Annotated in this window: 23 protein-coding genes and 1 tRNA gene; 22 read left to right on the top strand and 2 right to left on the bottom strand. The window is 68.7% G+C overall.

Annotated features, from left to right (window positions below; translation table 11 throughout):
• Nucleotides 1-347 precede the first annotated feature (347 nt).
• The 12 genes from ncot_RS13580 to der all read left to right on the top strand — a co-directional run bounded on the left by ncot_RS13580 (nucleotide 348) and on the right by der (nucleotide 10040).
• Nucleotides 348-1316, top strand: a complete 969-nt coding sequence (locus ncot_RS13580; RefSeq protein WP_346766621.1) for an AAA family ATPase — start codon at nucleotides 348-350, stop codon at nucleotides 1314-1316.
• On the top strand, nucleotides 1285-1668 hold the full coding sequence (locus ncot_RS13575; protein WP_168618096.1) for a hypothetical protein: 384 nt from the start codon (nucleotides 1285-1287) through the stop codon (nucleotides 1666-1668). Before ncot_RS13580 ends, ncot_RS13575 begins: the two co-directional genes overlap by 32 nt.
• Before the next feature lie 5 nt (nucleotides 1669-1673).
• Complete coding sequence (locus ncot_RS13570; RefSeq protein ID WP_168619343.1) at nucleotides 1674-2519, top strand: segregation/condensation protein A; 846 nt, start codon at nucleotides 1674-1676, stop codon at nucleotides 2517-2519.
• On the top strand, nucleotides 2516-3544 hold the full coding sequence (gene scpB / locus ncot_RS19870) for an SMC-Scp complex subunit ScpB (RefSeq protein ID WP_206064970.1): 1029 nt from the start codon (nucleotides 2516-2518) through the stop codon (nucleotides 3542-3544). The genes ncot_RS13570 and scpB overlap by 4 nt, the downstream gene beginning before the upstream one ends.
• Nucleotides 3537-4283 carry a pseudouridine synthase gene (locus tag ncot_RS13560; RefSeq protein ID WP_168618095.1) on the top strand — a complete coding sequence of 249 codons (747 nt, stop codon included), beginning with the start codon at nucleotides 3537-3539 and terminating at the stop codon, nucleotides 4281-4283. The genes scpB and ncot_RS13560 overlap by 8 nt, the downstream gene beginning before the upstream one ends.
• A gap of 142 nt (nucleotides 4284-4425) precedes the next feature.
• Nucleotides 4426-5247, top strand: a complete 822-nt coding sequence (locus ncot_RS13555; RefSeq protein ID WP_168618094.1) for an AraC family transcriptional regulator — start codon at nucleotides 4426-4428, stop codon at nucleotides 5245-5247.
• A gap of 25 nt (nucleotides 5248-5272) precedes the next feature.
• Entirely contained in the window at nucleotides 5273-5668 is a 396-nt protein-coding gene (locus ncot_RS13550; protein WP_168618093.1) for a VOC family protein, read from the top strand.
• 59 nt (nucleotides 5669-5727) lie between these two features.
• Entirely contained in the window at nucleotides 5728-6126 is a 399-nt protein-coding gene (gene aroH / locus ncot_RS13545; RefSeq protein ID WP_168618092.1) for a chorismate mutase, read from the top strand.
• Nucleotides 6119-7192 (top strand): prephenate dehydrogenase, encoded by a 1074-nt coding sequence (locus ncot_RS13540; protein ID WP_168618091.1) that lies wholly within the window; start codon nucleotides 6119-6121, stop codon nucleotides 7190-7192. The genes aroH and ncot_RS13540 overlap by 8 nt, the downstream gene beginning before the upstream one ends.
• 66 nt (nucleotides 7193-7258) lie before the next feature.
• Nucleotides 7259-7927, top strand: a complete 669-nt coding sequence (cmk, locus tag ncot_RS13535) for a (d)CMP kinase (RefSeq protein ID WP_168618090.1) — start codon at nucleotides 7259-7261, stop codon at nucleotides 7925-7927.
• Nucleotides 7927-8679, top strand: a complete 753-nt coding sequence (locus ncot_RS13530) for a lysophospholipid acyltransferase family protein (protein WP_168618089.1) — start codon at nucleotides 7927-7929, stop codon at nucleotides 8677-8679. The genes cmk and ncot_RS13530 overlap by 1 nt, the downstream gene beginning before the upstream one ends.
• Nucleotides 8679-10040 (top strand): ribosome biogenesis GTPase Der, encoded by a 1362-nt coding sequence (der, locus tag ncot_RS13525; protein WP_168619342.1) that lies wholly within the window; start codon nucleotides 8679-8681, stop codon nucleotides 10038-10040. Before ncot_RS13530 ends, der begins: the two co-directional genes overlap by 1 nt.
• Here der and ncot_RS13520 read toward each other — a convergent pair.
• A complete protein-coding gene (locus ncot_RS13520; RefSeq protein ID WP_168618088.1) occupies nucleotides 9952-10911 on the bottom strand; it encodes a patatin-like phospholipase family protein in 960 nt (319 codons plus the stop codon). The two genes, der and ncot_RS13520, sit on opposite strands and share 89 nt — an antisense overlap.
• Before the next feature lie 147 nt (nucleotides 10912-11058).
• Between ncot_RS13520 and ncot_RS13515 the strand changes: the two genes are divergently transcribed.
• A tRNA-Pro gene (locus tag ncot_RS13515) sits at nucleotides 11059-11132 on the top strand.
• Nucleotides 11133-11201: 69 nt separating this feature from the next.
• Here the strand turns inward: ncot_RS13515 and ncot_RS13510 are convergent.
• Nucleotides 11202-12362 carry a site-specific integrase gene (locus ncot_RS13510; RefSeq protein ID WP_168618087.1) on the bottom strand — a complete coding sequence of 387 codons (1161 nt, stop codon included), beginning with the start codon at nucleotides 12360-12362 and terminating at the stop codon, nucleotides 11202-11204.
• A 497-nt stretch (nucleotides 12363-12859) separates the two neighbouring features.
• On the opposite strand from ncot_RS13510, the gene ncot_RS13505 reads away from it, so the two are divergent.
• From ncot_RS13505 to ncot_RS13465, 9 genes are all read left to right on the top strand, one after another.
• Nucleotides 12860-13072: a helix-turn-helix domain-containing protein gene (locus ncot_RS13505; RefSeq protein WP_168618086.1), complete on the top strand. Its 213-nt coding sequence runs from the start codon at nucleotides 12860-12862 to the stop codon at nucleotides 13070-13072.
• Nucleotides 13069-13278 carry a hypothetical protein gene (locus ncot_RS13500; protein WP_168618085.1) on the top strand — a complete coding sequence of 70 codons (210 nt, stop codon included), beginning with the start codon at nucleotides 13069-13071 and terminating at the stop codon, nucleotides 13276-13278. Before ncot_RS13505 ends, ncot_RS13500 begins: the two co-directional genes overlap by 4 nt.
• Before the next feature lie 181 nt (nucleotides 13279-13459).
• Nucleotides 13460-13741, top strand: a complete 282-nt coding sequence (locus ncot_RS13495) for a hypothetical protein (protein ID WP_168618084.1) — start codon at nucleotides 13460-13462, stop codon at nucleotides 13739-13741.
• 541 nt (nucleotides 13742-14282) lie between these two features.
• Nucleotides 14283-14540 (top strand): hypothetical protein, encoded by a 258-nt coding sequence (locus ncot_RS13490; protein ID WP_168618083.1) that lies wholly within the window; start codon nucleotides 14283-14285, stop codon nucleotides 14538-14540.
• 511 nt (nucleotides 14541-15051) lie between these two features.
• A complete protein-coding gene (locus ncot_RS13485; RefSeq protein WP_206064969.1) occupies nucleotides 15052-16389 on the top strand; it encodes a terminase large subunit in 1338 nt (445 codons plus the stop codon).
• Nucleotides 16386-17705 carry a phage portal protein gene (locus tag ncot_RS13480; RefSeq protein WP_168618081.1) on the top strand — a complete coding sequence of 440 codons (1320 nt, stop codon included), beginning with the start codon at nucleotides 16386-16388 and terminating at the stop codon, nucleotides 17703-17705. Before ncot_RS13485 ends, ncot_RS13480 begins: the two co-directional genes overlap by 4 nt.
• Nucleotides 17705-18232: a hypothetical protein gene (locus tag ncot_RS13475; RefSeq protein ID WP_168618080.1), complete on the top strand. Its 528-nt coding sequence runs from the start codon at nucleotides 17705-17707 to the stop codon at nucleotides 18230-18232. The genes ncot_RS13480 and ncot_RS13475 overlap by 1 nt, the downstream gene beginning before the upstream one ends.
• Before the next feature lie 14 nt (nucleotides 18233-18246).
• Complete coding sequence (locus tag ncot_RS13470) at nucleotides 18247-18663, top strand: hypothetical protein (RefSeq protein ID WP_206064968.1); 417 nt, start codon at nucleotides 18247-18249, stop codon at nucleotides 18661-18663.
• 13 nt (nucleotides 18664-18676) lie between these two features.
• Nucleotides 18677-18904: a hypothetical protein gene (locus ncot_RS13465; RefSeq protein WP_168618079.1), complete on the top strand. Its 228-nt coding sequence runs from the start codon at nucleotides 18677-18679 to the stop codon at nucleotides 18902-18904.
• Nucleotides 18905-18923: the final 19 nt, after the last annotated feature.

Here is an 18923-nt window from a genome sequence, read left to right as displayed (position 1 = left end):
GTCGACCGGTGCCACGTCGACCGGTTGGGCGGGCCGATCTATCCACAGGCTTGTGCACAGGCGCAGGTTGCCCTGTGCAACTGAGCGGGCGGTTGTGCACAGATTTCCCTGCTGGGGCACGGATCTGGACCCTCGTCTTGTTCCCGCCGGAGGGGTGGCCATAGAGTCGCCCGCAGGCTCGGGCACTTGTCGCCGAGTCGACATTGCACAGGAAGCATGAGGAGCGGCAGATGAGCGGTGGCGGACAGTTCTCCGGCCTTCCCGGGCAGTCCGGGAGCGGTGCTCCCGAGATGCCACCGTTGCTCCGACCTCCCGTCGCACCCACTTCCCCCGGAGATGACCACCGCGTGAGCGACCCGATTCCCTTCCCCACCTCGCAACCCACCTCGCAACCCGCCTCGGAACCCACGGCCGAGGCCTCGGAGGCGTCCGACCACCTGGTCGACGTGCAGCCGCAGGCGGAGCTCGGCCCGACCGGTCGGCCGATGCCGACCCTGCCCGAGCCGCGTCCCGTGGTCACCCACGGCAACGCCCGGGTGATCTCGATGTGCAACCAGAAGGGTGGTGTGGGCAAGACCACCACGACCATCAACCTCGGCGCGTCGCTGGCCGAGTACGGCCGCAAGGTGCTGCTGGTCGACTTCGACCCGCAGGGCTCCCTCTCGGTGGGCCTGGGCCTCAACCCGCACGAGATGGACCTGAGCATCTACAACCTGCTCATGGAGCGCGACGTCAACTACGAGGACGTCGTCGTGCCCACCGGTGTGCCCGGCATGGACCTGCTGCCCTCCAACATCGACCTCTCCGCGGCCGAGGTCCAGCTGGTGCACGAGGTCGCCCGCGAGCAGACCCTGCAGCGGATCCTCGCGCCCGCGCTCGACCACTACGACGTCATCCTGATCGACTGCCAGCCCTCCCTGGGCCTGCTCACGGTCAACGCGTTGACCGCTTCCGACGGCGTGATCGTGCCCTTGGAGTGCGAGTACTTCGCGCTGCGTGGGGTCGCCCTGCTGAAGACGACCATCGACAAGGTCCAGGAGCGGTTGAACCCCAAGCTCGAGATCGACGGCGTCCTCGGGACCATGTTCGACGGCCGCACCCTGCACAGCCGCGAGGTCATGGAGCGACTCGTGCACGCCTGGGGTGACAAGGTGTTCCACACGGTCATTCGCCGCACCATCAAGTTCTCCGACTCCACCGTTGCCGGTGAGCCGATCACGACGTACGCCTCCTCGTCGGCTGGTGCCGACTCCTACCGCCAGTTGGCCAAGGAGGTGCTGGCGCGTGTCGAGACGGGTGAGCCTGCCCGCAGCTGACGACCTGTTCCGTCCCACCGCCGATCGCTCCGGGACCACCGCGGACAAGGCCGAGAAGACGCCCCTCGCGGCGGTGGCGGAGGACGCGGCCGTCGTGCCGGGCGAGTCCACGACCGCGGCGAAGGAGCCCCGCAAGCCCAGCGGACGGATCCGGCACGACGAGAAGATGACGGTCTACGTCACCTCCGACGAGCTGCTCGACATCGAGCATGCCCGCCTCACGCTGCGACGTACGACCGGCAAGGCGGTCGACCGTGGCCGACTGGTGCGCTCGGCGATCGCGATCGCGCTGGCCGACCTGGAGCAGAACGGCGACGACTCCGTGCTGGTCTCACGGCTGCGCGACTCGTGACGGACCTGTCCTCGCCGCCCGTCGAGGCGACTCCTGAGTTCGCGGTCCACCTCGCCAACTTCGAGGGCCCCTTCGACCTGCTGCTCAACCTGATCGCCAAGCACAAGCTGGACATCACCGAGGTGGCGCTCTCTGCGGTCACGGACGAGTTCATCGCCTACGTGAAGGCCGGTGGTCCGATCTGGGACCTCGAGCAGACCACGTCGTTCCTCCTGGTGGCCTCGACGCTGCTCGACCTGAAGGCCGCTCGCCTGCTGCCCCAGGGCGACGTCGAGGACGAGGAGGACCTGGCCCTGCTCGAGGCTCGCGACCTGCTCTTCGCCCGACTCATGCAGTACAAGGCGTTCAAGCAGGTCGCAGGCGTGCTCGAGGAGCGCCTGACCGGGGAGTCCCGTCGGTTCCCGCGCGCGGTCGGCATGGAGGAGCGCTTCGCGACCCTGCTGCCGGAGGTGCTGATCGGCATCGGGCTCGAGCAGTTCGCCCAGCTCGCGGCCCGTGCCCTCGAGCCCAAGCCGGTGCTCGAGGTCAACCTGCAGCACATCCACGCGGCCCAGGTGTCGGTCAAGGAGCAGGCTGCGCTCGTGGTGGAGCGGCTGCGCCGGTCCGGCACGATGACGTTCCGGGCGCTGTGCGGTGACTCGCCCGACACCCTGACCACGGTGGCCCGGTTCCTGTCGCTGCTGGAGCTCTTCCGCGAGGGTGCGGTCGCCTTCGACCAGATGACCCCGCTGGGTGAGCTGACCGTGCGCTGGACCGGTGGCGACGACGACGAGATCGAGATCAACGACGAGTTCGACGGAGCGCCGCCCGAGGCCGCGCCGGCGCCCGAGAGCAGCGAGGACGACGCATGAGCGAGCAGCCCCACGAGCACGAGGCCGACACCGAGGTGGAGCCGGAGGTCGGGAATCGCGAGACAGGCGACGTCGGGACCGAGGGCGCTCACGCCGAAGCAGTCGAGGGCGAGGCCGCGTCCGAGGACGAGGCGTTTCCGCTGGCCGAGCTCCGGCCCTCCCTGGAGGCGATCCTCATGGTTGCCGACCAACCGCTCGACCAGGTCACCCTCGCCAGCGCGGTCGGGTACCCGGTGGGCGAGGTGCGGGCGGCGCTCGACGACCTGGCTCGGGAGTACGGCGAGCAGCGCCGCGGCTTCGAGCTGCGCAACGTCGCAGGCGGGTGGCGGTACTACACCCGGGAGGAGTACGCCTCGGTGGTCGAGGGCTTCGTGCTCGACGGCCAGCAGGCTCGCCTGACCCAGGCTGCTCTCGAGACGCTGTCGGTGGTGGCCTACAAGCAGCCGATCTCGCGGGCCCGGGTCTCCGCGATCCGTGGCGTGAACGTCGACGGCGTGATGCGGACCCTGCTCACCCGCGGACTGGTCGAGGAGGCCGGCCAGGACGGCGAGACCGGTGCGAACCTCTACCAGACGACCTCGTACTTCCTCGAGCGCATCGGCATCACCGCGATCACCGACCTGCCCGAGCTGGCGCCCTTCCTGCCCGACATGGACGACATGGAGGATGACCTGGCTGCGCTGGCCGGTGGCGGCGACCCGGCTGAGACGGCCGGAGCGGTTGCTGCCACTCCGGTCGGGCCGGCGGCGGAGCCAACCGTCGACCCAGCAGTCGATGTCCTCGGGGAACCGGACGCTCCTGTCGAACCCGATGCTGCGGTGGAACCCGATGCTGCGGTCGAACCCGAACCCGAGCCCGCGGTGGAGGTCGAGCTGGCCGAGCTGGGCATGGAGACCGACGCCGTCGCGGAGCCGGACGGCGCTGCCGGACGAGAGCCCGGGGCTGCCCCGGACGTCGAGCCCGCCCCGGACGTCGACGGGCAGGCTGACAGTGCGCACGGTGCCCGGGTGACGCCCGGTGAGTGACGACGGCCTGGTCCGGCTGCAGAAGCACCTGGCGCAGTCGGGTGTCGCCTCGCGTCGCAAGTGTGAGGAGATCATGCTCGACGGTCTGGTCGAGGTCGACGGCGAGGTCGTCACTCGGCTGGGCACGAAGGTCGACCCGCGCACCGCGGTCATCCGTGTCGACGGGAGACGACTCCCTCCGATCAGCCCGAATGTCTACCTGGTGCTCAACAAGCCCCGGGGCATCGTCTCCACGATGTCCGACCCCGAGGGTCGCCCGACGTTGAGCGACTTCGTCGCCGACCGCCCGGAGCGGCTCTTCCACGTCGGTCGTCTCGACACCGACACCTCGGGCCTGATCCTGCTGACCAACGACGGCGACTTCGCCCAGAAGGTTGCCCACCCGTCGTACGAGCTGCAGAAGACCTACGTCGCCGAGGTCGAGGGCGAGGCCACCAAGGAGACCATCACCCAGCTGCTGGCCGGAGTCACCCTCGACGACGGGCCCGTGGAGGTTTCGCGGGCGCGCATCATGCGCACCGGGCAGGGTGGTGCCAAGGGGCGCAGCATCATCGAGCTGACGATTCACGAAGGTCGGAACCGGATCGTGCGGCGCCTGCTCGACCACCTCGGGCATCCCGTGCGCAACCTGACCCGGACCGCGATCGGACCGGTGCTGCTGCAGACCCTCAAGCTCGGCACGATGCGCGAGCTCACGCCGGACGAGCTCGGGGCCCTGCTCGACGCCGCCAAGCTGTAGCCCGAGCCGGGGCCGGCGTCACCCAGTCTGCGTGGTCGCCCACGTCGAGACCGGGTGCGCGCCCCGCCCATGCCCGCAGGTGACCCCCACCGGCGGCCTCGTGCCTCGCCGGGCGACGCTCTCGCGGCGTAGCGTGGGGGACATGGTTGCCGAGGTCCTGGAGCCGTACGTCGCCTCGCTGACGGCGTACGACATCACCATGCCGGCGCCCGGGATCCACCGCGGGCTTCCTGCGCCGACCTTGACGTTCGTGCTGCCCGTGGGCGACCCGCTCGAGGTCTCCTGGGCCGACGCCCCCGAGACCCACCGCAGCGGCTGGTCGTCGGTCTCGGGCCTGCACACCGGCCCGGCACACATCCATCACGGCCTGCGCCAAGCGGGCATCCAGATCGCCATCACGCCGCTCGGCAGCCGGGCCCTGCTCGGCCTACCGATCGGTGAGGTGTCGGGGGAGCTGCTCGACCTCGACGACCTCGGCAGCGACCTGCCCGCGCCGCTCTCCCGGCTTCCCGAGGAGCTGCACGGCATCCTTGACGCACGTGAACGGAGCAGGTTGGTGGAGCGACGCCTGGTCGAGGCACTGGTCGAGACGGGCGCGCCCGCGCCCCGCGCAGAGGTGGGCCTTGCCCTCGCCGCCCTGACTCGCGGGGCACCCGTGGGCAGGGTGTCCGAGGAGGCCGGCTACAGCCGACGTCGACTGTCCACGTTGTTCCGGGCCGAGTGCGGCATCGGACCGAAGGAGTTCCAGCGGATCGCTCGCTTCGCGGCCAGCCGACAGCGATGGGGACGGCGACTGGCCACGGGTGACGGCTCGCTGGCCCGGGTGGCGAGCGAGTGCGGATACGCCGACCAGTCACACCTCACCCGGGAGTGGGTGGCGCTGGCCGGGTGCACCCCCACGGCATGGGCTCGCGAGGAGTTCCCATTCGTCCAAGACGTGGCCCTGGAGACTGCGGCAACCTGAGGGTCCGACGACCCAGGAGAGCGTGATGACCTCAGCAGCTGACATCAAGCACTGGCAGACCCTGACCCTGCGCGACCCGGAGACGATGATGGCGTGGTTGGGCGCGATCGGGTTCACCGAGCACGCGACCTACCGCGACGAGTCCGACCCGCCGGTCGTGGTGCACGCCGAATGGCTCTGGTCGGGTGGTGGGGGCATCATGTTCGGTGCCGTGCGCGACGACTCCGTCGGATCCTCACAGCCGGGGATGGCCGCCTGCTACCTGGTGAGCGACGATCCCGACGCACTCTTCGACGCCGCCGTCGCCGCCGGGGCGACCGTCATCCGTGAGATGAAGGACGAGGACTACGGCGGGCGTGGCGGAACGGTGGCCGACCCCGAGGGCAACATGTGGTCGTTCGGCAGCTACCAGCCGACGTGACGGGGTGGGCGGCGTACTAGCCTGTGCGGGCAAGGATTCGCTCTGGAGAGGACATCATCGTGGCCGTACGAGCCGTGCGTGGAGCTACGCAGCTCGAGGAGGACGTCCGCGACCACATGCTCGAACGGGTCGCCGAGATGGTCCAGGACGTGATGACCTCCAACGGTCTCGTCGTCGACGACTTCATCTCGGTCATCTTCACCGCGACCGACGACCTCAACTCCGAGTTCCCTGCGTATGCCGCCAGGCGCCTGGGTTTCGGCGAGATCCCGTTGATCTGCGCCCGCGAGCTCGAGATCGAGGGCTCCATGCCGCGGGTGGTGCGCATGATGGCGCACATCGAGACCGACCTGCCTCGTGCCGACATCACCCATGTCTACCTGCACGGCGCCGCGAACCTTCGTCGCGACCTGACCCGGGTGCGCGAGGTGCCCGACGAGTCCGGTGCGGATGACTGACGCTCCGTCGTTGCGCGGGCCGGTCCTGGTGGTCGGGGCCGGGCTGCTCGGCACCTCGGTGGCCCTCGCCTGCCGCAAGGCCGGACTCGAGGTCCTGCTCACTGACACCTCCACCGAGCACCTCCGCACCGCCAGTGGGCTCGGCGCGGGACGGGCGTACGACGGCCAACCTGTGCAGCTCGTGGTCGTGGCCGTGCCGCCCGACCACCTCGGCACGTTGATCGCCGAACAGCTGCGTGCGATGGACGCCGTGGTGACCGACGTCGGCAGCATCAAGTCACAGCCGCTGGCGGAGGTGCTGGCGACCGCACCGGCCGACGTTCGCCGCTATGTCGGCAGCCACCCGATGGCCGGCAGCGAGCGCTCCGGTCCGCTGGCTGCGTCGGCCACCCTGTTCGAGGGCCGTCCCTGGGCGATCGCCGTGCACGAGCAGGCCGATGCCGACGCCGTGGGCCTGGTGCGCGAGCTGGTCGAGGCGTGTGGCGGAGTGCCCCTGGAGCTGACGCCTGAGGAACACGACCAGGCCGTGGCCCGCACGTCCCACCTGCCGCACCTGATGGCCTCGATCGTGGCGGAGCGGCTCGTCCACGCACCCGACGGACACCTCGCGCTGTCGGGACAGGGCGTGCGAGACGTCACCCGCATCGCGGCCGGGGACCCGCGCCTGTGGCAACAGATCATCGCGGCCAACTCGTCCGCCGTCCTGGCGCTCCTCGACGAGGTCGAAGCCCGGGTGGGCGCCTTCCGTGACGCCATCGCGTCGGGGGAGCGCAGTGCGCTCGGTGCCCTGCTCGCCGAGGGTGTCACGGGCACCCGGGCGATCCCGGGCAAGCACGGTGGCCCGCCGCGACCGATGAGCAGCGTCTTCGTCGCCGTGCCCGACCACCCGGGCGAGCTGGCCCGCCTCTTCGCCGACGCCGGTGAGATCGGCGTCAACATCGAGGACATCCGCATCGACCACGACCCGGGCCGCCCGGTCGGTCTGGTCGAGCTGGTGGTCAGCGTGGCCCGCGCGGAGCACCTGGCCGACGCCCTGGCCGAGCGCAAGTGGGACATTCACCGATAGCCCGTCCAGTGCTGCTGAACGGTAGGCTACTCCCGGCCCACATCGACCAGAAGGAAGCGGGATCCCGTGAGCAGCACCGTCGTCGTCGCCATCGACGGACCCTCTGGGTCGGGCAAGTCGAGCACCTCGCGCGGGGTCGCGGCCCGGTTGGGCCTACGCTACCTCGACACCGGTGCGATGTTCCGGGCGATGACGTGGTGGATGCTCGAGCACGAGATCGACGTCCATGACGTCGCTGCGGTCGCTGCGCACGCCCAGGAGCCGGACATCGTGTCCGGCACGGACCCGTCGGCGCCGACCATCAGCGTCGACGGCACAGACGTGGCCGAGGCGATCCGCGGCGAGGACGTCACCGGCTCGGTGAGCCCGGTCAGCGCAGTCCCCGAGGTGCGCGCACGTCTGTTGGCGTTGCAGCGTGAGGCCATCGACACCGGCGGGATCGTCGTCGAGGGCCGCGACATCGGCTCGGTCGTGTGGCCGCAGGCCGAGGTCAAGCTCTACCTGACCGCAGACCCGGCCGCCCGCGCCATGCGCCGTGCGGCCGAGGAGGGCGGCTCCGACCTGGCCGCCACCGAGCAGTCCCTGCTGGCTCGCGACAGGATCGACTCCGGGCGAGCCGCTGCACCCCTGGTGATGGCCGACGGTGCGCGCCACATCGACACCACGCCCTTCACCCTCGACGAGGTCATCGACCAGGTGGTCGAGCTGGTGGGGGCAGCCCAGGGCCAGGTGTGATGACACGCTCGTTCCTGCCTGACACGACGGCGGTGGCCCTGCCACGTCGATTGATGTTGCACGGGCTGCGGCCACTGGCCAGCTTCATCGTCAGGCGTCGCTTCGCGGTGCGGGTCCACCACGCGGACCGGGCGCCGGTCAGCGGCCCCGTCATCTTCGCCTCCAACCACGTGGGCGTGGCCGACGGCCCGCTGCTCGCCATCTTCAGCCCCCGCCCCGTGCACGCGCTGACCAAGGTCGAGATGTTCGAGGGGAGGCTCGGCGGATTCCTGCGCGGCGCGGGCCAGATCCCGTTGAACCGGTTCACCGCCGACCCGTCGGCGATCAAGACCTGCCTGGCCGTGCTGCGCGCGGGACGGGCCGCCGGCATCTTCCCCGAGGGCAGCCGCGGACCCGGCGACTTCAGGCGCTTCCACGCGGGAGCCGCGTACCTCGGACTGGTGTCAGGGGCGCCGATCGTGCCGGTGAGCATGATCGGCACCCGCGCGCCGGGTGCGGGGAGCAGCGCGTTGCCAGCCAGGGGAGCGACGGTCGACATCGTCTACGGTGAACCGTTCCGGGTCGAGCAGGTGCCCTGGCCGCGCACCCGGGAACAAGTCACGCGGTCCTCGTTGTTGCTACGGCAGCACATGATCGCCCAGCTGGACGACGCCCTGGCCCTGACCGGGCGGCACCTCCCCGGGCCGCTGCCCGTGGGGCAGCAGAACATCGATGACGACCCGCCCACCGGCGTGGTCGAACAAGGAGCATGATGAGCGAGTACGACGCACCAGCCCCCGGCGACCCCGACATCTTGGGGCCCGTGCCGGTGCTCGCCGTGGTCGGACGCCCGAACGTCGGCAAGTCCACCTTGGTGAATCGCATCATCGGCCGTCGTGAGGCCGTCGTCGAGGACCGTCCCGGCGTGACCCGTGACCGGGTCTCCTACGACGCCTCCTGGAACGGGCGCGCCTTCACCGTGGTCGACACCGGTGGTTGGGACCCCGACGCCCGTGGGCTTGCCGAGCGCATCGCCGCGCAGGCCGAGATTGCCGTCTCGCTGGCCGATGCGGTGCTGTTCGTGGTCGACGCGACCGTGGGCATCACCGATGCCGACGAAGCCGTGGTGAAGATCCTGCGCCAGTCGAAGAAGCCCGTGGTGCTGGCCGCGAACAAGGTCGACGACCAGCGCACCGAGGCCGAGGCCTTCGGGCTGTGGAACCTGGGCCTGGGTGAGCCCTTCCCGGTCTCGGCCATGCACGGGCGCGGCTCGGGCGACCTGCTCGACGCGGTCCTCAAGGCGCTGCCGGAGACCCCTGAGGAGTCGTACGGCGAGATGGGCGGCCCGCGCCGCATCGCACTGGTCGGCAAGCCCAACGTCGGCAAGTCGTCGCTGCTCAACAAGCTGGCCGGCTCCGAACGGGTCGTGGTGGACAACGTCGCAGGCACCACCGTCGACCCGGTCGACGAGCTGATCACCCTCGGTGGCCGCGATTGGCGCTTCATCGACACCGCGGGCATCCGCAAGCGCGTGAAGTCCGCCTCGGGCCACGAGTACTACGCGTCCCTGCGCACCGCCGGCGCCATCGAGCGCGCCGAGGTCGCCGTGCTGGTGGTGGATGGCTCCGAGTCCCTCTCCGAGCAGGACGTCCGCATCATCCAGACGGTCCGCGACACCGGCCGGGCGTTGGTGATCGCGTTCAACAAGTGGGACCTGGTCGACGAGGAGCGTCGTTACTACCTCGACCGCGAGATCGAGCGTGAGCTGGTGCAGGTGCAGTGGGCACCGCGGATCAACATCACCGCCCGCACCGGCTGGCACGTCGACCGGCTCGTCCCGGCACTCGACCGAGCACTGGAGGGCTGGGAGACCCGCATCTCCACCGGACAGCTCAACGCCTTCCTCGGGCGTCTCGTGGCCGAGCACCCACACCCGGTGCGTGGCGGCAAGCAGCCGAAGATCCTGTTCGGCACCCAGGCCCAGACCGCGCCGCCGACGTTCATCCTGTTCACCAGCGGGAAGCTGGATGCGGGCTACGAGCGGTTCATCGAGCGTCGCCTGCGCGAGGAGTTCGGCTTCGTGGGCACCCCGATCGAGCTGTCGGTCCGTCCGCGCGAGAAGCGCAAGCGCTGATCTCTTCCGGGCTGATCGCTTCCGGGTGGGTGTGCAGCGACAACACCCGGGAGCCCGGCAGCTGGTCCATTCCTTCGTCGAGCCACCTCCCGGTGGCCGCGGCGGATCGTTCGATCAGGTACTCGGCCCGGCTGAAGTCGGCACTCGACACGTGCAGCGGGCACAGGGGTGGAAGCACGTGCAGATCGGTCGCCGTGCTGAACAGCTGGGTCTCGAGCAACGCGCGTTGGTGCAGCAGCAGCGTGAGCGCGTGCAGGGCTGCGCCCACGGGATGGGTCTCGGGCCTCGCCAGGGCACAGCTGGTTCCACCGGGGATGAGATAGACGTGGTGTGCGCCGAGAGCGATGGCCTGGGAGATGCCGGAGTCGTTGGCCACGGCACCGTCACAGAGCCAGCGTGTGCCCCGCAGCACGGGGGGATGGACGCCTGGAATGGCGCAGCTGGCCAGCAACGCCTCGGCCACGCTGCCGTCGGAGATCAGGACGGTCTCACCGGAGAGGACATCGGCGGTGACCACGTGCAGGTCGATGGCGGTCCCGTCGAAGGTGGCCTCGCCCAGCTGGGCCCGGAGGAACCGGGCGAGCGGGGCGGGGGAGAACACCGACGGAGATCGCCCGAGCACGGCCATCAACCCGCGCGCCGGCTGCAGCGGGAAGACATCTCGACGGTGCAGGCCGGTCCACAGTCGTTCGAGCTCGAGGAGGGCCGGCTCCCTGGTGCCGTGGATGGCCACGAACGCCGCGTTGAGTGAGCCGGCAGAGGTCCCGACCAGCAGGTCAGGGGTGATGCCACGTTGGGTGAGTGCGCGGAGCGCCCCCACCTGGACGGCGCCCAAGCTCCCGCCGCCGGAGAAGACGAATGCAGTGACCATGCTGCCCTCTATCGTAGGAATACTTCTACTTTAGACCGGTGGCCCGCGGTTCGGTGGCCGCACCGGATCGCCGTGGGTCACCCGAATTCAATGTCGGCGCAGGGTTGCGATAGTGTTCATCCGGCTCGCACGGATCGACGCGAGCTTCGGGCTGTAGCGCAGCTTGGTAGCGCACTTGACTGGGGGTCAAGGGGTCGCAGGTTCAAATCCTGTCAGCCCGACGCAGGTCAGAGGCGGTTTCGGAGAAATCCGGAGCCGCCTCTTTCGCGTAAGTCACTCTATGAGTCACCCTATCCGTCCGCGCTGGCCGTCCAAGCGGCCCCGAGAGCGTCGAACGCATCCCGCGCGACGTCGGGGGAGACGTGGCCGTACAGGTCGACGGTGACGGCGATCGAGGCGTGCCCCATGATCCGCGAGACGGTCGCCATCGGGATGCCGGCGTTCAGCATCATCGTTGCCGCCGTGTGCCGGAGCGTGTGCAGGCCAACACCCGGCAGGTCCGCCCGCTCTGCTGCCACCTGCAGAGCCCGTAGCGCGTTGCGAGGGTCGCACGGCTCCCCGAACTCGGTGACGAACACGTAGCCCGTCTCGTGCCACTTGCTGCCCGCCTTGAGCCTGTCCTCCGCGTTGCGCTTCTTCGTCCGTCGCAGCACGTCGAGGGCCGCTGCCGAGAGAGGGATTGTCCGATCAGACTTCTTCGACTTCGGAGCCGTGCGGATCAGGTCGCCGCCCTGGCGGACCAGCGTCTTCCGCACCCGAGCGGTTCGCCCCTCGAGGTCGACGTCCGACCACTTGAGCGCCAGAGCCTCTCCGCGTCGTAGGCCAGTGTTGATCAGCAGCTCGAACAGCAGCGCGTAGCGCGACCCGCCCGCCTCCGTGACGAGCACGCGAGCCTCCTCGACGGTCAGGACTGCCGCTTCCCGGTGCTCGACCTTGGGCCGCTTCACCTGGCCGAACGGGTTCTCGGTGATCAGCCGATCCCGCACGGCCGCGTCCCCGATGCCGCGAGCCACCGTGTAGACCTGCCGCACGGTCGAGTCCGACAACCCCTTGCCGCGTAGTTGGGTGATGAACCGCTCGACGGTCGACGCCTTGATCCTGTTCATGGGGGAGCGGCCGAGATCGGAGTCGATGACGTGCGAGCGGGTGAGACCGGCGTACAACGTCTTGGTCGACTGCTTCCGGTCGGAGACCTCGAGGGACGACGAGATCCACTGCTCCGCGAACGATCCGAACGTGGCCGTATCGTCCCTCGGTGGCTGCTTCTTCTCGACGCGCTCACGGATCTTCTTCAACGCATCCGACGCCGCCTTCTTCGTGTCGCCTGAGACCTGGGAACGCTTCCGGAGTCCGGTCGCCGGGTCGTCGTAGGTAATGCGGCCGATCCACCTTCCGTCCGCCCGCTGAAAGATGCTGCCTTCGCCCTTGGGTCGTCGTGACTGTGTGGTCATGTTCGCCAGTGTATGACCCCTTGACCTGTTCCCGGGGTCATTTGGCGAAGTCTCGACACGTACCTCAACGCCCTGCGCAATGTGTACACCGGATCAAGATGTACGCCGACTACAAGAACGTCGACAATCTGCACAGACGCCTGTCCACAAATGAGTCAACCGGATCAAGATGGACGCCGAATCTGCATATGGCTCTGACCTGCGGAAACGTGAGTTATCCCCAAGTGAGTTGGGGACAACAGCCCCGTAGCCCCTTACGTCGACAATCTGCACATGCGCTCTGACCTGCGGAAACGTGAGTTATCCCCAAGTGCCCTGTGGAAGCGGGCTTCCCACTGTCGGGAACGGTGTGCATCCTTAATGAGAACCACAACCGTGTAACCACCACCGGACGTCGGCAGCACCAGACGAACCGAGTTCCGCGAGATGAAGGCGGCCGAACCGCCAAGAACGAACGCCCTCATCCCGCTCCGATCCACTACTAGGAGTGAACCGCCATGACGGTATCCGACCACCCCAGCACCAGCACAACCCCCGCGCCGCCGCTTGTGCATGACATCCCCGAGGCCGCCGACTGGCTCCGGTGTGGTCGCTCGACGGTCTACAAGCTGCTCGAGACGGACGAGATCAAGGGGATCAAGATCGGCCGGCGTCGTCTGGTCACTCACGATTCCCTGGTCGCCTTCGTTGCGCGGCAGGTGGCATCTTGACCTCGCAGGCGGGCCGGGTGCCCGCGCAATCCCCGAGTTTCGACGAGCTCGTCACCACCACCGGCCTGCACCCGGCCGTGATTCGCAAGGCTCGCAAGGCGCGCCGCTCACGCGAGCAGCGGGACGAGCGCGGGCCGTGGAAGGCCGAGCACCCCGACCCCACGGCGAACGATGCGATCCACAAGGTAACCAAGGCGGGGCTCTGATGACCGCCCGCATCGGTTGTCCGTGCGGGTGCCGCCCCGCTGACGGTGAGGACTGCATCACCGACAAGCCCGCGCCGACTGGATCGCACTGCCCGTGCTCGACGCTCGAGATTGGGCAGCTCTGCAAGCGCGAGGCCGTGCGCTGGCATATCGCAGGGCACCCGGCCTACGGCGGTGCCGCGTGACCTGGCGCGTGATTTTTGACCACCAAACGGCGTACCTGATCGGCCCGAAGAACGAGGCCCGTCGTCGTCTCGCTGTCTGTGGTGACTCGTCGCCGGTCTGGTCCAAGCTCCGCGACGCCTGGGCAACCTCGACCGATGTCGGGAACCGCGTGCTTGACCAGCTCGAGGGCAGGAACGTCTTCGTTCCGGTGGAGCATCACGACCAGGAAGAGCTCGACCTCACCGAGACCGAGCCCGCCAACGTCGACAGGACCGAGCGGCAGGGGGTCATCTGGTGAAGCGACCACCGCCAACCACCGAGTCCCGACCGTGGGCACGCCACTATCAGGACGAGTGGGCATCCCGTGCCGGAGACCCGCGACTCCCTCACTGGTTGCGCGTCACGGCACTGGCCTACTCCAGCCACACCGACAACGGTCACGCACGGTTCAAGCGTGGTGAGGTCGCGCTCATCCTTGGTCGGGTCGACGCGACCACCGGAGAGATCCAGCCACACCGCAACGTGGCCCGCGTCATCGGTGAAGCGATCGCCTACGGGTGGCTGGCCGCTGACTCGTTCTGGGGCTGTCTCGTCGTCCCGGCACACGCGATCAAGAAGGGCTCACACGGCACCGCGAGCCCCTGCCCGATCCACGTCAAGCGACGCCGGAAGAACGCAAACAACTCACTCAGTGAGCCGTTCGACTCTCGTTCTTCAACCCTGAGTGAGCCGTTCGAGGCCCAAACCCCTCACTCAGTGAGCCGTTCGGAGCGTAACCCCCTCTCTCTTGTTCTGTCCCCCGCAACCACCCAACGACCTGCACCCGAAAGGCCCGCCTCATGACCAGCTCCACCGACATCAACCGGGACGCCTTCCTCGATGCGATCGCCTTCACCCGCTGCCGGCTGAACAATGACACTGACGGACTAACCGCCGTGGCGATGGCCTGCGAGCCCGTGGAGATGGTGGAGGCACTCGCAAGCCTCTACATCGCCAACATCATGGAGCTTGTTGCCCACGACCCGCGACGCGTCGACCTGTTCCTCAAGTGCCTACAGTCCGAAGTGTCAGCGCCGCGGGATGAGTCCGGCCGATGAAGCCGTGCCTGATCTGCGGTGAGCCCAGCGAGCAGACCCGCTGCCTGGAGCACCAGCGCCCCGACGAGCGCGGCACCCGAGCAGAGCGCGGCTACGGATACGCCTGGGAAAAGCTCTCCCGACGAGTCCGCAGGATGATGCCCTTCTGTGGTGACTGTGGCAGCACCGAAGACCTGACCGTCGAGCACACCGAAGAGACGTGGCGACGCTACGAGGCACGCCTGCCGATCCTGCCCAAGCACACCGGCGGCACGCTCTGCCGCCCCTGCAACAGCAAGCGGGGACGAGCGCGACCCCAGGGGAGGGAGCCCCTCGAGACGGGTTCCGCACCCGTGGGTAAGGCGCAATCCCCGTTACACACGAGAACGGTTCTCAAGTGAGGGCCGGTCCCAAGGCCGCGGTCGACGGTTCTGCGCTGCCCTGGGCACCGCGTTCTCTAGGTGCTGCTCGGTTCGGAAAGTTCTGCGAGAGGTTCATCGTCACGCCCAAGGGGACGGGCGCTCGGAAGCCGATGAAGCCCCGAGCGTGGCAGCTCGAGCTCGTGGGCTCGGTGCTCGACGCCACGCCTCGACCGCGCACCGCTGGATGGATGATGCCGCGCGGACAGGGCAAGTCGACGCTGGTGGCCGCGCTCGGTCTCTACGACCTGTTCGAGGGTGAAGAGGGCGCGTCCGTCGTGGTCGCTGCCACCGACGAGCGCCAGGCCGGGATCGTGTTCAAGACGGCCGCCCGCATGGTGGAGCTGAACGAGGATCTGCAGAGCCGATGCCAGGTGTTCAAGGACCGGCTCTACATCCCCGAGCGCGGTGCCTCGTTCGTCTGCCTGCCGGCCGAGCCCAAGCGCCTGGAGGGTCTCGACTACACGACCGCCATCCTCGACGAGATCGGCGTCGTCTCGCGCGACACCTATGAGGTTCTGACCCTCGCACAAGGCAAGCGAGAGACCTCGACCCTGATCGGCATCGGCACCCCGGGCCCCGACCCCACGAACAACGTGCTGGCCGACATGCGCCAATACGGAGCCGAGCACCCCGACGACCCCACGTTCGTCTGGCGCGAGCACTCCGCGGCCGGCTTTGAGGATCACCCCGTCGACTGCGCTCACTGCTGGGAGATCGCCAACCCGGCACTGGATGACTTCCTGCACCGCGACGCGATGCAAGCTCTCCTGCCGCCGAAGACAAGAGAAGCCACGTTCCGTCGTGCTCGTCTCTGCCAACTCGTCACCGACACCGACGGCAAGTTCCTCCCGCCCGGCGTCTGGGATGGTCTGTCCACCGGGGCCGGCGTGCCCGACGGGCGAGAGGTCGTCATCGCCCTCGACGGCTCGTTCTCCGACGACACGACCGCGCTGCTCGTGGGCACCGTGGCCGCCGAACCTCACTTCGATGTCGTGAACGTGTGGGAGCGTCCGGCCGGGGATGACTCCTACCGGGTGCCGGTGGCCGACGTCGAGCAGGCCATCCGCGACACCTGCAAGCGCTGGCAGGTCGTCGAGATCATCGCGGACCCGTTCAGGTGGCAAAGGACGCTGCAGGCGCTGGAGTCCGAGCGGCTGCCCGTCGTGGAGTTCCCGCACTCCCCGAGCCGTCTCACGGCCGCGACGACCAGCCTCTACAGCGCCGCGACCAATGGCGCGATGACGCACTCAGGAGACGCCCGGCTGGCCGCTCACGTCGGCGCAGCCGTCATTACCGAAGACGCCCGAGGGATGCGCCTCGCCAAGGCGTCCCGGTCCCGCAATGCCCGCAAGATCGACCTGGCCGCGTGCCTGGTCATGGCGCACTCCCGCGCCACCTGGCGAGCCTCTCGCCGATCCCGCAAGAAGACTAGGAGCTTCGCCTCATGACCGACCTGACGACCACTCTCCTGCAGAAGCTGGACGAGAACACAGCCACCTATGCCGAGCTTGACAGCTACTACTCCGGCACGCAGCCGCTCGCCTTCCTCTCTCCCGAGGCGAAGACAGCGCTGGGCACCCGGTTCGGGCGGATGGCCTCGAACATCCCGCGCCTTGCCGTCGCTGCCCTGGCCGAGCGCCTGCGGATCACCGGGTTTGCCGGTGCCGACGTGTGGCCGGATTGGATCCGAAATGATCTCGACCAGATGGCCGGCGTCGCGCACCGCGAGGCCCTCACGCTGGGCCGCTCCTACGTGATCGTGTGGGCCAACCCGGACGGCTCACCGCGAGTCAGCATCGAGTCCGCCCGCCAGGTGGTCGCCCTCCGCGATCCCGGCACCCGCCAGATTGTCGCCGCCCTCAAGCGCTGGGAGACCGGCACCACGACCGAGGCTGTCCTGTACCGCCCGGACGGGATCACCCGCCTGCGATCGAACAACCCCGGTGCGACCACGACCGGATTCCACACCGTGGAAGAGATCGACAACCCGCTCGGTCAGGTGCCCGTCGTCGCGCTGCGCAACTCCGACCGGCTCCTCGACGACGGCGTGAGCGAGCTCGAGGACCTCAAGCCGCTGGTCGACGGACTCAACAAGTCGCTGGTCGACATGATGACGACCTCGGAGTACGTCGGTCGCCCTCGACGCTTCGCGGTGGGAATCGAGCTGGAAGAGGACGAGGAGAGCGGGGAGGCCGTGAACCCGATCCCCGAGGGCAATCGGGCGATGATCTCGGAGAACCCCGACGCGAAGTTCGGACAACTCCCCTCCGCAGATCTCGGCGGCTATGAGGCTTCCGCTCGAGTGCTGCTCGGTCAGATCATGGCAGTCTCCGCTCTGCCCGCTCACTACGTCGGCGTCTTCTCCGACAACCCCGCCAGCGCCGACGCCCTCCGCGCCGCCGAGGCATCCCTGACCGCACGCGCCGAGGCCCGTCAGGCGACGTTCGGCCGCGCCTGGGAGGACGTGGCCCGCCTCATGGTGGGAGTCCGCGAGGGCACCGACCCGACGACCGTCGACGTCCGCGTCCAGTGGGCCGACGCTGCCACCCGCTCGGTGGCGCAGGAGGCCGACGCCATCGTTAAGTTGTACGGTGCCGGTCTCCTGCCTGCCTCGACCGCGCTGGCCCGTCTCGGCTACGACACAGACCAGATTGCCGAGATCCGCAACGCCCGCCGCGCGGAGGCCCTCGACGGCGCAGGGCTCAACCTCGACGGACTGCTCCAGACCGAGGGCACGCCGACCAGTGGCCTCGAGGACGCCTGATGGCCTACCGCGACAGCCTCAAGGCGCTGGCCGCCGAGACCGAGGCGCAGGTGCTCGCCGCCTACGCTGCCTTCCTGGCCGGCCGGATGAACGCCGAAGCGTTCGTCGCGATCCTGGCCGCCTACATCGCGGCCGGCAACGTCAAGGCGTACTCACTCGCGGATCTCTCGCTGGCCATGTCGCTGTCCGTCGAGCTGGGAACGCCCGTCGCCGCTCTCGGAGTGAGCCCGCCAGCCGATGACGCCGACCGGCTCGCCAAGGCCGCGCACACGCTCCTGGCCGTCGACGAGCTGGCCACCGCGCGAGTAGGACGTCTGGCCCGCTCCGAGCCGCTCGAGGCCGCAGCGCGCGCCTACAGCGCAGCCATGAACAAGTCCCCGCACGTCGCCGGCTGGGTCCGCAACGTCTCCGGTGGAGCCTGCCAGCTCTGCACCTGGTGGTGGCGCGAGGGCCAAGTCTGGCCGGCCGATCACGAAATGCCCACACACAAGGGATGCACCTGCACCCCACAACCCGTCACCGCCTGAGAGAGGAAGCAACCATGACCGAACAGATTGCCGAGACCGAGGAAGTCATCGAGCTCAGCACCGAGCCGGTAGTCGAGACCGAGGAGACCGAGACCCCCGAGACCGACCCGGAGACGTTCCCGCTCGAGTACGTGCAGAAGCTCCGCGACGAGTCCGCGAAGTACCGCACCCGAGCCCAGCGGGCCGACGACCTCGCGCAGCGGCTCCACGTCTCACTGGTGGCCGCCAGCGGCCGGCTGGCCGACCCCGACGACCTGCCGTTCAACGAGGCCCACATCGACGACCCCGAGGCGCTCACGGCCGCGATTGACGATCTCCTGACCCGCAAGCCTCACCTCGTTTCGAGGACACCTGTCGGTGACGTAGGGCAAGGTGCCACCCAAGGGGAGGCGACCGTCGACCTAGCCGGGATGCTCCGGCGCAACGCATGACGAAAGGGAAACCATGAGCACCTACAACAATGTGTGGCCCGTACTCAACAGCGTGACCGGCGATGACTACATCGGTGACCACCTCGACGAGTTGACGGTCGACCAACGATTGAAGGCGGCCGAGGTGTTGGCGCTGCTCTCGATCTCCGAGGAGCTCTCGAGGCTCAATCCGCAGAACACCACGACTCGCGACGATGACGGGACCACGCGCAACGGCTGGGGCTTCCCGACTCGCACCTGAGAATCGTTCTCAAGTGTGA

The sequence above is a fragment of the Nocardioides sp. JQ2195 genome (assembly GCF_012272695.1).
Lineage (GTDB): Bacteria > Actinomycetota > Actinomycetes > Propionibacteriales > Nocardioidaceae > Nocardioides.
Note: the sequence above shows the minus strand (reverse complement) of the source record. Positions and strands in the feature narration are given on the sequence as shown.

Coding starts and splice junctions, on each gene's coding strand:
- ncot_RS13480 (WP_168618081.1), top strand. CDS start 16,386: ATGACCGACCTGACGACCACTCTCCTGCAGAAGCTGGACGAGAACACA.
- ncot_RS13470 (WP_206064968.1), top strand. CDS start 18,247: ATGACCGAACAGATTGCCGAGACCGAGGAAGTCATCGAGCTCAGCACC.
- scpB (WP_206064970.1), top strand. CDS start 2,516: ATGAGCGAGCAGCCCCACGAGCACGAGGCCGACACCGAGGTGGAGCCG.
- ncot_RS13540 (WP_168618091.1), top strand. CDS start 6,119: ATGACTGACGCTCCGTCGTTGCGCGGGCCGGTCCTGGTGGTCGGGGCC.
- ncot_RS13485 (WP_206064969.1), top strand. CDS start 15,052: ATGAAGCCCCGAGCGTGGCAGCTCGAGCTCGTGGGCTCGGTGCTCGAC.
- ncot_RS13520 (WP_168618088.1), bottom strand. CDS start 10,911: ATGGTCACTGCATTCGTCTTCTCCGGCGGCGGGAGCTTGGGCGCCGTC.
- ncot_RS13505 (WP_168618086.1), top strand. CDS start 12,860: ATGACGGTATCCGACCACCCCAGCACCAGCACAACCCCCGCGCCGCCG.
- ncot_RS13550 (WP_168618093.1), top strand. CDS start 5,273: ATGACCTCAGCAGCTGACATCAAGCACTGGCAGACCCTGACCCTGCGC.
- ncot_RS13555 (WP_168618094.1), top strand. CDS start 4,426: ATGGTTGCCGAGGTCCTGGAGCCGTACGTCGCCTCGCTGACGGCGTAC.
- ncot_RS13475 (WP_168618080.1), top strand. CDS start 17,705: ATGGCCTACCGCGACAGCCTCAAGGCGCTGGCCGCCGAGACCGAGGCG.
- ncot_RS13530 (WP_168618089.1), top strand. CDS start 7,927: ATGACACGCTCGTTCCTGCCTGACACGACGGCGGTGGCCCTGCCACGT.
- ncot_RS13510 (WP_168618087.1), bottom strand. CDS start 12,362: ATGACCACACAGTCACGACGACCCAAGGGCGAAGGCAGCATCTTTCAG.
- der (WP_168619342.1), top strand. CDS start 8,679: ATGAGCGAGTACGACGCACCAGCCCCCGGCGACCCCGACATCTTGGGG.
- ncot_RS13465 (WP_168618079.1), top strand. CDS start 18,677: ATGAGCACCTACAACAATGTGTGGCCCGTACTCAACAGCGTGACCGGC.
- ncot_RS13490 (WP_168618083.1), top strand. CDS start 14,283: ATGACCAGCTCCACCGACATCAACCGGGACGCCTTCCTCGATGCGATC.